A 12,327-nucleotide genomic window follows, 5' to 3' on the forward strand; every position below is an offset into this window, starting at 1 on the left:
GTCGATTCTAAGCCGCCTCGTGCGTCCAGCGTAGCGGTGCAATTGCGGTTGCCCTCGCCGTTGCAACGGGGCTAACCTGCCAGACCCCTGCAGTGTGTCTCATCCATGTCCTTTCTTGCTCGAATTCCGGGGGCGTTGGCCCCGCTGGCCGCCGCCCTGGCCCTGTTCGTATCGCTGCCGGCAAGCGCTGCACCCAGCAAGGCCCAGGTTGCCATCGATGCGCTTGCCGAGCGCATGCGGACGGCGGAATCGGATTATCGGAGTGCCCTTGTCAGCATCGCCAATGCGGATCCGGAAGGCCAGGTGAAGGCCGACAGGGCAATCGAGGACATGGAGGACGCCATCAATGCCTGCATGAAGCAGCGGGGGTGTTCCGTTTCGACGATGCTCGCCACCTACAAGCGGCTGCTGAAGCTGGGGGCCGATGATGCCGGCGCCGAAGAGGATTTCGAGGCTGACGCAGGCCTGGACGAACCCGGCCAGCTGGCCAGTGACGTGCCGGAGGCTGCGCGCGCGGCGGCGTTGTTGTCCGGCCCGCGCCATAGGTTCGACCAGATCGTCGAGCACAACCCGGCCGTACAGGAAGGCATCCGCCGCTGGCTGACCGACATGCGCGGTGCGCTGATCACCTCCTACGAGAACTATCAGTACATGCGCCACCTGATGTGGCCGCAGTACGAGCGCGCGGACCTGCCGGAAGCGTTGCTGTTCGGCATCATGGCCAAGGAATCCAACGGGCGCGTGCACGCCACGTCGCGTGCCGGTGCCGCGGGCCCGTTGCAGTTCATGTACGCCACCGGCCGGCGGTTCGGGCTGGGCGACGACGGCACCGGCTTCGATACGCGTTACGACCCGCGCGCGGCCGCCGAAGCCAACGTGGCCTACCTCAATGAGCGTTTGGGGCAGCTCAACGGCAGTATCGAGATGTCGCTTGCCGCCTACAACGGCGGTGAAGGCCGTGCTCAGCGCGTGTTCAATGGCAGTGGCGGCCGCAGCTTCTGGGACGAGACGGTGTACAACCAGTTCCCGGCGGAGACCCGCGACTATGTACCGATGGTGATTGCCGCGGCGTGGCTGTTCCTGCACCCGCGCGAATATGGCCTGAGCTTGCCGCGCGTGCGGCCGAAGCCGGCTCCGCTCCGTCTCGAGCAGCCTGCGTCGATCTACCAGCTGACCATCTGCATGGGCAACCGCGGCGTGCGCGAGGGATACATGCGTGCGTTGCGCAACCTCAATCCGCGCTACCAGGCCGACAGCTGGCTGCCAGCGGGTACGGTGCTCAACGCGACCACCGGCATGGTGGGCCTGTACCACCGCTGGTGCACGCAGGGGCGCCGTGCCGAACTTGCGCGCATGCTGGTGCTCAGCGATCCCAAGCGGGCGATCGTGCGCACGGGACCGGTCACGCCGGTCAGGGATGGCGAGGTTCCGCAGGCGTCCACGGGCGCCGCCGCGGTGACGCAGGCACCATCGGCCACGAAGGCCGAGGAGACCAGGGACTACACGGTGCAGGGCGGGGAAACGTTGTTCTCCATTGCGCGCAAGTTCCAGTGCAGCGTGCCGCAGCTGGCCAGCGCCAACGGCATCAGCGGACCCCGCTACGCCATCCGGCCAGGGCAGCGATTGCGGCTGGCCGGATGCAAGGGCTGATGACCGTCAGCCCTTGAGCGTGGCCAGCCGCTGGCCCAGGCGCACGGCGGTCTCGGGGCCCAGTGGGTCAGCCAATTCGGCCACGCCGGGTGGCAGCAGCACGATCACGGTGGAGCCGTAGTTGAAACGCGCCATCTCGGCGAAGCGCTCCAGCGTGATGTTCGCCCCTCGGTAGTCCTTGGTGGTCACCATGTCGCCGTAACGCGGGATTTCCACGCCACTCCAGACCGTTTCCACGCCTGAGACCAGCAGCGCACCGACCATCACCATCGCCATCGGCCCGAAGTCGGTGTCGAAGTGGCATACCAGCCGCTCGTTGCGGGCAAACAGGCGTGGCACGTTGCGCACGGCCGCAGGGCCCACGCTGAACAGGCGGCCCGGCACGTGCACCGTCTCGCGCAGTGTTCCGCTCCAGGGCATGTGCACGCGGTGGTAGTCCTTGGGCGACAGGTAAACGGTTGCAAACGTGCCCTGGTTGAATGGGGTGGCGGCTTCTGCATCGCCCAGCAATTCGGAGGCCGTGAACGACTGGCCCTTGGCCTGGAAGATGCGGCCGTCCTGGATCGGGCCGCATTGGCTGATGCGGCCATCGGCGGGCATCAGCAGGGCGCGCGGATCGGCGTCGGCCACACGTGCGCCCGGCTTCAGCGCGCGGGTGAAGAAGGCGTTGAAGGTGGGGTAGGCAGTGGGGTCTGGTTCGGCCGCTTCGGCCAGGTTGACGCCGAACTTGCGCGTCACCGTGTCGATCAGCCACTGCTTTACCCATGGGCTGCGTGAGTAGGCCAGTGAGCGTGCCAAAGAAGACAGCGCACGGTGCGGCAGGACGTAGGTCAGGGCGGTGACGAGGCTCATGGTGCGGTGGCTCGGGTCAGCAGGGCCAGGTCGGCGGCGATGGCCTTGGCGTCCAGCGGAGGCTGCACCACGCCACTCATGCGGCCCTGCGGGTCCAGCACCGCCAGCGTGGCGCTGTGGTCCATCGTGTACTGATCGGCGGGGAGGCCTTCGGGCGCGGGCACCTTGGCGAACACCAGGCTCAACGACCGGGTGAACGATTCCAGCGCCGGGATATCGGCGGTCGCCGCCAGCGTGTCGCGATGGAAGGCATGGGCATACTCGCCGATGCGGTCCGGGGTGTCGCGTTCCGGGTCAACGGAAACGAACAGGACCCGTGGCCGCTTCGCGTCAGGAATCGACTCCCATTGTTTCTGGGCGCCCGCCAGCGTGGACAGCGTGGTCGGGCAGACATCCGGGCAATGGGTGAAGCCGAGGAACACCAGCGTCCAATGCCCCTTCAGTTCGCCAGGGATGAGCGGCGTGCCATCGGACTGGCGCAGCGAGAAGGTCGGCAATTCGCGCGCCGGCTGGAACAGGCGCACGGCCCGGGTCTCCGGCAACGGATTTGGCGGCGTCGGGCTGAAGAAGTGGCGCGACGCCAGCAGGCCCAGGCCAGCGGCCAGGGCAACGACAATGATGATGAGCGTGGTGCGGTTGAACATCGCGGTTCCGGCGGCGGGTGCCGGGGCATGATACCGGGCCGAGGGCGCCCGCCGGCTATAATTGGCGATTGCCTGCCAGTCCCTGGACCCGCCCGTGCCCGCCGAGATCCCCGCCTTCGAGCAGCTGACCATCATCGACCTGATCCGCCACGGCGGCAGCCGCTTCGCCGCGGCCGGGCTCACCTTCGGCCACAGCTTCGACAATGCCCTCGACGAGGCCACCCAGCTGGTGCTGCACGCCCTGCATATGCCGCACGACCTGAGCCCGGTCTACGGCAATTCGCGGGTGACCACCGAGGAAAAGAAAAAGGTGCTGGCACTGTTCGACCGCCGCATCAACGAGCGCATCCCCGCGTGCTACCTGACCGGCGAGGCGTGGTTCGCTGGCCTGAGCTTCAAGTCCGACCGGCGTGCCCTGGTGCCCCGGAGCCCGATCGCCGAGCTGATCGAGGCCGGCTTCGAGCCGTGGCTGGGCGGTCGCGAGGTGCGCCGCGCGCTGGACCTGTGCACCGGTTCTGGCTGTATTGCGATTGCCACCGGCCATTACCACCCGGATTGGGAGGTTCATGGCGTGGACATCAGCGACGACGCGCTGGCGCTGTCGGCCGAGAACAAGGCGCGCCTGCACGCGGACAACGTCAACTTCATCAAATCCGACCTGTTCAGTGGACTGAAGGGCGAGGTCTACGACCTGATCGTGACCAACCCGCCGTATGTGACCAACGACGAGACCGACGCGCTGCCTGCCGAGTACGCGCACGAGCCGGAGCTGGGCCTGCGCGCCGGGGACGACGGCCTGGACCTGGCCCTGAAGATCATGCGCGACGCCCCGGAGCACCTGAGCGAGCACGGCCTGCTGATCTGCGAGGTCGGAGAGGCCGAGCGCGCGCTGGTCGAGCTGCTGCCCGAAGTGCCGATGGCGTGGGTTGAGTTCAAGGTGGGGCAGATGGGCATCTTCGTGGTGGAGCGCCAGGACCTGGTCGAGCACCATGCCCGCATCAAGGCGCTTGCCGACGCCCGCTGAGGCGTCGCCTGGCGGCGTGGGGCTGTTGCCGGTCGGACGCGCCTCGGCCTTCCGGAAACCGGCAAGAGACGCATCTCCCCGTTGCCGGACAGTCCGTCGCGGCCGGTTGCAGCGGTAACCGCCGCGGATTGCTACAGTCACCGCATCCAAACACCCGCCATCCCACACGTGTCGAGCAATACCTTCGGCAAGCTGCTCTCGGTCACCACCTTTGGCGAAAGCCACGGGCCGGCGATCGGCTGCGTGATCGACGGGTGTCCCCCCGGCATCGCCATCAGCCCCGAGGACTTCCGTCACGACCTGGAGCGGCGCGCCACGGGCCGCACCCGCCACACCTCGCAGCGGCACGAGGCTGACGAGGTGGAGATCCTCAGCGGCGTGTACGAGGGCGTCACCACCGGCACCCCCATCGCGCTGCTGATCCGCAACACCGACCAGCGCAGCAAGGACTACACCAACATCGCCGAGCAGTTCCGCCCGGGGCATGCGGACTACACCTACTGGCAGAAGTACGGCATCCGCGACCCGCGGGGTGGTGGACGTTCCTCGGCGCGCGAGACCACCATGCGCGTGGCCGCCGGTGTCATCGCCAAGAAGTGGCTGGCCGAGCGCTTTGGCGTGCGCGTGCAGGGCTACCTGTCGCAGATCGGCGACATCACCCCGCACGGCATCGACCTGTCGGTGGTGGAGGACAACCCGTTCTTCTGGCCTGACCCGCGCCAGGTCACCGAGCTTGAGCTGTACATGGATGCGCTGCGCAAGTCCGGCGATTCGGTCGGGGCGCGCGTGGACGTCATCGCCGAAGGCCTGCCGCCGGGCTGGGGCGAGCCTATCTACGGCAAGCTGGACGGCGAACTGGCCGCGGCGCTGATGAGCATCAACGCAGTCAAGGGCGTGGAGATCGGCGACGGCTTCGATGCGGTGGCGCAGAAGGGCAGCGAGCACCGCGACCACATGGCCCCAACCGGCTTCGCCAGCAACCATGCCGGCGGCGTCCTCGGTGGCATCAGCACCGGCCAGCCACTGCGCTGCTCGGTGGCGTTCAAGCCGACCTCCAGCCTGCGCCTGCCGGTGGACAGCCTGGACGTGCACGGCAACGTGGTCGAGGTCGTGACCACCGGTCGCCACGACCCCTGCGTCGGCATCCGCGCCACGCCCATCTGCGAGGCTATGGTCGCCCTCGTGCTGATGGACCAGGCACTGCGCCACCGCGCGCAGTGCGGGGACGTGGGGCAAGTCAGTCCGCGCGTGCCGGGCGCAAGCGCGGCCAGCGCCGCCACGGATCGCGATGACAGCCGACCGGTGGGCGATGCGCCAACCGGCAAACCGGCGGCTGGCAAACGGTAGCGGCCAGTTGCCAGGCGCCTTCGCCCTTGGGCCCGGAGCGCGACCGTTCCAACTGTGCCGCCTGACGTTCCATCGGCCCCATCCTTTCCCGGGGCGGAGATGGCGCACAATTCTTCCTCTCGCGCCGCCGCCCGACCACGACATCCAAGGACCCGCAACATCATGAGCAAGACCGCGAACGTAGCCGTCGTTGGCGCCACCGGCGCCGTGGGCGAGACCATGCTGGCCATCCTGGCCGAGCGCAGGTTCCCCATCGGCAAGCTGCACGTGCTGGCCAGCGAGCGCTCGGCCGGCGGTACCGTTGAATTCCGGGGCGACGACCTCATCGTCCAGGACCTGGCCACCTTCGACCCCACCGGCGTGGACATCGCCCTGTTCTCCGCCGGTGGCAGTGTTTCGAAGGAATACGCGCCGAAGTTCGCCGCCGCCGGCGCGGTGGTGATCGACAACTCCTCGGCCTTCCGCTACGACGACGACGTGCCGCTGGTGGTGTCGGAGGTCAACCCGGAACAGGTGAAGCACCGCCCGCGCGGCATCATCGCCAACCCCAATTGCTCGACGATGCAGATGCTGGTCGCGTTGGCGCCGTTGCACCGCAAGGCCGGCATCACCCGCATCAACGTGGCCACCTACCAGTCGGTGTCGGGCGCGGGCCGCTCGGCGCTGGAGGAACTGGGTCGCCAGACCGGCGCGCTGCTCAACTTCCAGGACCCGCAACCCAAGCGTTTCCCCGTGCAGATCGCGTTCAACCTGATCCCGCACATCGACGACTTCCTGGACAACGGCTACACCAAGGAAGAGATGAAGCTGGTCTGGGAGACCCGCAAGATCCTTGGTGACGACAGCATCCAGGTGAACCCGACAGCGGTGCGGGTGCCGGTGTTCTACGGCCACTCCGAAGCCGTCAACGTGGAGACGAAGCAGAAGCTGTCGGTTGCCGAGGTCAAGGCACTGCTGGAAACCGCGCCTGGAGTGGAGGTGGTGGATGAACCCAGGGCGGGTGGCTACCCGACCCCGGTGACCCATGCCTCCGGTACCGATCCGGTGTACGTGGGGCGCATCCGCGAAGACTTCTCGCATCCCAACGCCATCAACCTGTGGATCGTGTCCGACAACATCCGCAAGGGCGCGGCCCTCAATGCCGTCCAGATAGCCGAACTGGTGGTGAGCGAAACCTGAGCCGGACGGTTTTCATTGCGCGAACCCTCCCGCGGCGGCTAGAGTCGCCGCGAGGAGAACCGGGGGATTGCATGTGAAGCCACTCGCGCAGAAGTCACTGCGGGTTGCACTGGCGTTGTCGCTGGCCATGGCCAGCGGTGCGGCGGCCGCGCTTGGGCTGGGTCAGATCGAGCTCAAGTCGCGACTGGGCCAACCACTGCTGGCCGAGATTCCGATCATTTCGTCTGACCCGGCGGAACTGGAGCAACTGCGAGCCGGCCTGCCATCGCCCGAGACGTTCGCACGCATCGGCCTGCAACTGCCCGACGAGTTCGTCTCCAGCCTGCGGTTCACCCAGGGTGTGGATTCCGCCGGCCGGCCAGTGATCCGGGTGACCAGCGAGGCGCCGGTCAATGATCCGCTGCTGACGTTCCTGGTCGAGGTGGATTGGGGGCAGGGACGCCTGGTTCGTGAGTATTCCGCTTTGGTGGACGCGCCACGTACGGTCTCGGCGCCGGTACAACCGGCCATCGAGGAGGCCACCGTGGCCCCGGCCAATACCATCGAGCGCGAGCCGGCACTAGCGGAGGCGACGACGCCAGCGGAGCCCCCCCGGCAGGTGGATGCAGCAGGCCGGCGGGAGACCGAGGACACCGCCATCGCCGTGGCACCCAAGCCCGCGACGTCCCCCGCGGTCGCAGTCGCCCGGAATACGTCCGCGCCTGCCGCGATCGCTCGCATGGGCGGTGAATATGGTCCGGTCAAGGCGGGGGATTCCCTGTCCCGGATCGCGGGCGGGTTCGGCACCCCGGGCAGGAGCCTGGAGCAGACCATGATCACGCTGTTGCGAGCCAACCCCGAGGCCTTCATCGGCGGGAACATCAATCGCCTCAAGCGGGGTGCGGTGCTGCGCATGCCGCAAGGCGATGAGTTGGCGGTCGGTGCGAACGAGGCCGTCGCGCTGGTCCAGGCGCAGGCCAAGGCCTGGCGCGCCGAAACCCGGCGTCCCGTGCGGGAGCCCGCGGCGGAGGTTGCGGCCGTTGCCGCGCCACGCGTGGCCGCAGTGCCACAATCCGCGGGCCGGCGCACCGCCGACGCCCGCCTCGAAATCGTTCCGCCCGGCGCCAGCAACGCCAAGCGTGCGGGCACTCAGTCCGGCATCCAGGCCGGTGGCGAGGGTGAAATGCTGCGACAGGAACTGCAACAGACCAGGGAATCCCTGGCTGCGCGCGACGCGGAAGTCGCCGAGATGAAGTCCCGGATCGAGGATCTGGAAAAGCTGCAGGCACAACAGCAGCAGCTGATTTCGATGAAGGACAGTGAGCTTGCCGCAGCGCAGAAGCGCCTGGCCGACTCCAACAAGGCGGAGGCCAGGCCGCAGGCAACCAATGAGGCGGGCATGGGCCCGACCCCGTGGCTGCTGGGCGGCGCCGTGCTGTTGCTCGCCGGGCTGGCAGGCTGGTGGTTCAACAGGCGCCGCGGCAACGCCACGGCGAGCTCGTTCCGTGAAACGGTGGCCGCCCCGCGGGGGCCGTCGTTGGCGGATTCATTCGGGCCACCGTCCGCATCGTCCCCCGAGACGGCAACCGCTTCTGTCGAGCCCAGTGCCCCGGTACGCAGCGAGCCCGCATGGCACATCCCATCGGCAGCCAAGTCCGTGCCCGGAGCGGCGCAGGATGTGCCGGCTGCCTCGTTGGCTCCCCCGGCCCCAGGCGCCGAACGCCTGGAGTTGGCCCAGGTCTTCATTGACCTGGGTGACCAGGAGAGTGCACGAAAACTGCTGGCGGAAGTCCTGGCAGACAGCGATACAGCTGTCCGCGAGCGCGCCGAGCGCATGCTGCGGGAACTGGGCTGAAGGTGCAGGAGTCAACACCGGCGACGGAGGCCTCGCTGCTCCGGCGCTTCGCCATGGCCATCGAGTACGATGGCAGTGGTTTCTCCGGTTGGCAGCGGCTGACCGAACCCGGCGAGCCGGACATGCGCGGCGAGCCGACTTTGCAAGCGGCAGTCGAACAGGCACTGGGTTTCGTGGCTGGACGCCCTATCGAAGTGGTGTGCGCAGGCCGTACCGATGCCGGCGTGCACGCGTCTTGCCAGGTGGTGCACTTCGATGGACCTGCGCACCGCGATCCACGCGGTTGGACGCTGGGTACGACCAGTCGCCTGCCGCCCGCCATCTGCGCGCGCTGGTGTATCCCGGTGGCGGACGACTTCCACGCGCGTTTTTCCGCGCGCGCGCGTCGCTATCGCTACAGCATCCTGAACCGCGCGGTACGGCCGGCGCTGCGGCGCCAGTACCTGTCGTGGGAGCGACAACCGCTGGACGCCGATGCCATGCATCGTGCCGCGCAGGCCCTGCTGGGCGAGAACGACTTTTCCGCATTCCGCACCGTGCACTGCCAGGCACCGCACGCGCGTCGCGACCTGCAGTTCATTTCCGTTACCCGCGACGACGACATCGTGCACGTGGAAGTGCAGGCCAATGCCTTCCTGCACCACATGGTGCGCAATATTGTTGGCAGCCTGCTGCCGGTGGGGCGCGGCGAGCAACCGGAAACGTGGCTTGGCCAGTTGCTGGCGGGACGTGATCGCACCGTGGCCGGGCCCACCGCCCCGTCTGCCGGCCTGGTGTTCCTGGGGCCGCGCTATCCCGCCGAATGTGGATTGCCGGCGGAGGTTGCCTTGTGATCGCGCAGCGCCGCACCCGCGTCAAGTTCTGCGGCATGACCCGTGCCGACGACATCCGCGAAGCGGCGTTGTTGGGGGTGGATGCGGTGGGGCTGGTGTTTGCCGAACGCAGCCGCCGACGCCTCACGATCGAGCAGGCGGCGGCACTGCGCGACGCTACGCCGCCGCTGGTCGACGTGGTGGCCTTGTTCATGGACAACTCCGCCGAACAGGTACGCGAGGTTATCGCGCGCGTGCGTCCGAGCCTGCTGCAATTCCATGGTAGCGAACCGCCGGCGTTCTGCGAACAGTTCGGCCTGCCGTACCTCAAGGCCGTCGGCATGGGCGGGCAGGGCGTCGCCGAGGTGGCCGCGGTGATTGAAGCGCATCGGCACGCCGCCGGTTTCCTGCTCGACAGCCATGCCCCGGGCGCGGCGGGCGGCACCGGCGAGCGCTTTGACTGGGCCGATGTCCCCATCATCGAAGGACGCCCGCTGTTGCTCGCAGGGGGGCTGGCCCCGGACAACGTCGCCACTGCCATCCGCATGACCCATGTGTGGGGCGTGGACGTGTCCAGCGGGATCGAATCCGCGCCGGGGCAGAAGGATGCCGGACTGATGCTCCGGTTCATCGAAGCGGTGCTCGCCGCGGATGCCGACCAAGGTCGACGGCCTGACGACAGCGCAACTGTCCCTGATCGGGTACGCTAACCCTTCGCCATGAAGACCTCGAACCGCCCTCGTGCCCCCTTCGGCCGCTCCTTGCGCCGATGGCGTCGCGTGCCCGCGGCGGCGGTGCGATAAAGCCCCACGGCGCCGCGCCCGCCACCCGCAGGCGCACCGAAACCCCTCGACTTGCTCGCGCCGCCGGCCCCGCCGCCGCGTGGCGCATCCGGTTCCGGAGATCCCGCATGAACACCCCCAAACCCAAGGCCGCCCCCGTGGCGCCCATCGACTTCCATGCCTACCCCGATGCCAACGGCCATTTCGGCCGGTTTGGCGGCCGCTTCGTCGCCGAGACCCTGATCGGCCCGCTGCAGGAACTCGCCGCCGCCTACGATGCCGCCCGCGTCGACCCCGCCTTCATCGCCGCGTTCGAGAACGACCTGGCGCACTACGTCGGCCGCCCCAGCCCCATCTACTACGCCGAGCGGTTGAGCCGCGAGAACGGAGGCGCACGCATCCTGCTCAAGCGCGAGGACCTGAACCACACCGGCGCGCACAAGATCAACAACACCATCGGCCAGGCGCTGCTCGCCAGTCGCATGGGCAAGAAGCGCATCATCGCCGAGACCGGCGCGGGCCAGCACGGCGTGGCCAGCGCCACCGTGGCAGCGCGCCTGGGGCTGGAGTGCGTGGTGTACATGGGCGCCACCGACATCGAGCGGCAGAAAATCAATGTCTACCGCATGAAATTGCTCGGCGCGACGGTGGTGCCGGTAACCAGTGGCTCGGCCACGCTCAAGGACGCGCTCAACGAGGCGATGCGCGACTGGGTGACGAACGTGCAGGACACCTTCTACATCATCGGCACTGTTGCCGGCCCCGACCCGTACCCGCGCATGGTCCGCGACTTCAACGCCGTCGTCGGGCGGGAGGCGCGCGCGCAGATGCTGGCCGAATACGGCCGCCTGCCCGATGCAGTCACCGCCTGCGTGGGCGGAGGCAGCAATGCCATCGGCATTTTCCACGCCTTCCTCAACGACCGCGACGTGCGTCTGGTCGGTGCCGAGGCAGCAGGCGAGGGCATCGCCACGGGCCACCACGCCGCTTCGCTTGCCGCGGGCCGCCCCGGCGTACTGCACGGCAACCGCACCTACGTGCTGTGCGACGACGATGGCCAGATCATCGAGACGCATTCCGTGTCGGCGGGCCTGGACTACCCGGGTGTCGGCCCCGAGCATGCCTTCCTCAAGGACACCGGTCGCGCGGACTACGTGGGCGTCACCGACGAAGAGGCGCTGGCCGCCTTCCACCGGCTGACCCTGACCGAGGGCATCCTGCCCGCGCTGGAGTCCAGCCACGCCATCGCCCAGGCGCTCAAGCTCGCGCGCGACCTGCCGGAAGACGCCATCGTGCTCTGCAACCTGTCCGGCCGCGGAGACAAGGACGTGCACACCATCGCCGCTCGGGAGGGCATTTCGCTGTGAGCCGCATAGCCAACAAGTTCAAGGCCCTCAAGGCCGCCGGCCGGAAGGCGCTGGTGCCGTTCATCACCGCCGGCGATCCGTCGCTGGAAGCCACCGTGCCGGTCATGCACGCCCTGGTCGAAGCCGGTGCCGACGTCATCGAGCTCGGTGTGCCGTTCTCCGACCCGATGGCCGACGGTCCCACCATCCAGCACAGCTCCGAACGCGCCATCGCCCGCGGCGCCGGACTGCAGTACATCTTCGACACCGTGCGTGCGTTCCGCGAACGCGACGCCGACACCCCGGTCGTGCTGATGGGCTACCTCAACCCGGTCGAGATCCGTGGCCCAGCGGCGTTCGCCAAGGCCGCCACCGAGGCCGGCGTGGATGGCATCCTGCTGGTCGACCTGCCGCCCGAAGAAGCCACCGAGTTCCGCGCCGGTTTCGCCCCGGTGGGGCTGGATCTGATCCTGCTGGCATCCCCCACCACCTCCGATGCGCGCATCGCCCAGTTGTGCGCGGAGGGCGAGGGGTATCTGTACTACGTCAGCTATGCCGGGGTTACCGGTGCCGATCGCCTGGATACCGGTAGCGCCAGTGGTCGCCTGCACGCCATCCGGGGCGGCAGCCGGGTGCCGGTGGTGGCCGGTTTCGGGATCAAGGATGCCGCCAGCGCGGCCGCCATGGCCCGCGAGGCCGATGGCGTGGTGGTGGGCAGTGCGCTGGTGGCCGCGATGGCCGACCAACCCACGCCAGAGGCCGCTGCAGTGGCGGCGCGCGGCTTCCTTGCCCCCCTGCGGAAGGCCTTGGATGGTTGATCGCCCTTGATGGCTTTTCGGCAAGTACCGATGGCGTCT

Annotated in this window: 11 protein-coding genes; 9 read left to right on the forward strand and 2 right to left on the reverse strand. The window is 68.3% G+C overall.

The features are described from left to right. Window positions 1–105 precede the first annotated feature (105 nt). Window positions 106–1,650: a transglycosylase SLT domain-containing protein gene (locus tag IP93_RS04505; protein ID WP_144812581.1), complete on the forward strand. Its 1,545-nt coding sequence runs from the start codon at window positions 106–108 to the stop codon at window positions 1,648–1,650. Between the two features lie 6 nt (window positions 1,651–1,656). On the opposite strand, the gene asd is transcribed toward IP93_RS04505, so the two are convergent. Then, the gene (gene asd, locus IP93_RS04510) at window positions 1,657–2,502 is read right to left on the reverse strand and encodes an archaetidylserine decarboxylase (protein ID WP_144812584.1); all 846 of its coding nucleotides are present in this window, start codon (window positions 2,500–2,502) and stop codon (window positions 1,657–1,659) included. Then, the gene (locus IP93_RS04515) at window positions 2,499–3,146 is read right to left on the reverse strand and encodes an SCO family protein (RefSeq protein ID WP_144812587.1); all 648 of its coding nucleotides are present in this window, start codon (window positions 3,144–3,146) and stop codon (window positions 2,499–2,501) included. The genes asd and IP93_RS04515 overlap by 4 nt, the downstream gene beginning before the upstream one ends. Window positions 3,147–3,240: 94 nt before the next feature. Between IP93_RS04515 and prmB the strand changes: the two genes are divergently transcribed. From prmB to trpA, 8 genes are all read left to right on the forward strand, one after another. Next, on the forward strand, window positions 3,241–4,170 hold the full coding sequence (prmB, locus tag IP93_RS04520; protein ID WP_425480023.1) for a 50S ribosomal protein L3 N(5)-glutamine methyltransferase: 930 nt from the start codon (window positions 3,241–3,243) through the stop codon (window positions 4,168–4,170). A gap of 168 nt (window positions 4,171–4,338) precedes the next feature. Then, a complete protein-coding gene (aroC, locus tag IP93_RS04525) occupies window positions 4,339–5,517 on the forward strand; it encodes a chorismate synthase (RefSeq protein WP_144812589.1) in 1,179 nt (392 codons plus the stop codon). 162 nt (window positions 5,518–5,679) lie between these two features. After that, window positions 5,680–6,696, forward strand: coding sequence for an aspartate-semialdehyde dehydrogenase (locus IP93_RS04530; RefSeq protein ID WP_144812592.1), 1,017 nt, complete (start codon window positions 5,680–5,682; stop codon window positions 6,694–6,696). A 73-nt stretch (window positions 6,697–6,769) separates the two neighbouring features. Further along, window positions 6,770–8,530: a type IV pilus assembly protein FimV gene (locus tag IP93_RS04535; RefSeq protein WP_338419405.1), complete on the forward strand. Its 1,761-nt coding sequence runs from the start codon at window positions 6,770–6,772 to the stop codon at window positions 8,528–8,530. A gap of 53 nt (window positions 8,531–8,583) precedes the next feature. Beyond that, window positions 8,584–9,363: a tRNA pseudouridine(38-40) synthase TruA gene (gene truA / locus IP93_RS04540; RefSeq protein WP_144812594.1), complete on the forward strand. Its 780-nt coding sequence runs from the start codon at window positions 8,584–8,586 to the stop codon at window positions 9,361–9,363. After that, window positions 9,333–10,052 carry a phosphoribosylanthranilate isomerase gene (locus tag IP93_RS04545; RefSeq protein WP_144812596.1) on the forward strand — a complete coding sequence of 240 codons (720 nt, stop codon included), beginning with the start codon at window positions 9,333–9,335 and terminating at the stop codon, window positions 10,050–10,052. The genes truA and IP93_RS04545 overlap by 31 nt, the downstream gene beginning before the upstream one ends. Before the next feature lie 200 nt (window positions 10,053–10,252). After that, entirely contained in the window at window positions 10,253–11,491 is a 1,239-nt protein-coding gene (gene trpB / locus IP93_RS04550; protein WP_144812598.1) for a tryptophan synthase subunit beta, read from the forward strand. After that, window positions 11,488–12,288 carry a tryptophan synthase subunit alpha gene (gene trpA / locus IP93_RS04555; RefSeq protein ID WP_144812601.1) on the forward strand — a complete coding sequence of 267 codons (801 nt, stop codon included), beginning with the start codon at window positions 11,488–11,490 and terminating at the stop codon, window positions 12,286–12,288. Before trpB ends, trpA begins: the two co-directional genes overlap by 4 nt. Window positions 12,289–12,327 lie beyond the last annotated feature (39 nt).

The organism is Aerolutibacter ruishenii (assembly GCF_007830115.1).
GTDB classification, from domain to species: Bacteria; Pseudomonadota; Gammaproteobacteria; order Xanthomonadales; family Xanthomonadaceae; genus Aerolutibacter; species Aerolutibacter ruishenii.

Coding starts and splice junctions, on each gene's coding strand:
- asd (WP_144812584.1), bottom strand. CDS start 2,502: ATGAGCCTCGTCACCGCCCTGACCTACGTCCTGCCGCACCGTGCGCTG.
- IP93_RS04545 (WP_144812596.1), top strand. CDS start 9,333: ATGTGGATTGCCGGCGGAGGTTGCCTTGTGATCGCGCAGCGCCGCACC.
- IP93_RS04515 (WP_144812587.1), bottom strand. CDS start 3,146: ATGTTCAACCGCACCACGCTCATCATCATTGTCGTTGCCCTGGCCGCT.
- trpB (WP_144812598.1), top strand. CDS start 10,253: ATGAACACCCCCAAACCCAAGGCCGCCCCCGTGGCGCCCATCGACTTC.
- IP93_RS04505 (WP_144812581.1), top strand. CDS start 106: ATGTCCTTTCTTGCTCGAATTCCGGGGGCGTTGGCCCCGCTGGCCGCC.
- truA (WP_144812594.1), top strand. CDS start 8,584: ATGGCCATCGAGTACGATGGCAGTGGTTTCTCCGGTTGGCAGCGGCTG.
- IP93_RS04530 (WP_144812592.1), top strand. CDS start 5,680: ATGAGCAAGACCGCGAACGTAGCCGTCGTTGGCGCCACCGGCGCCGTG.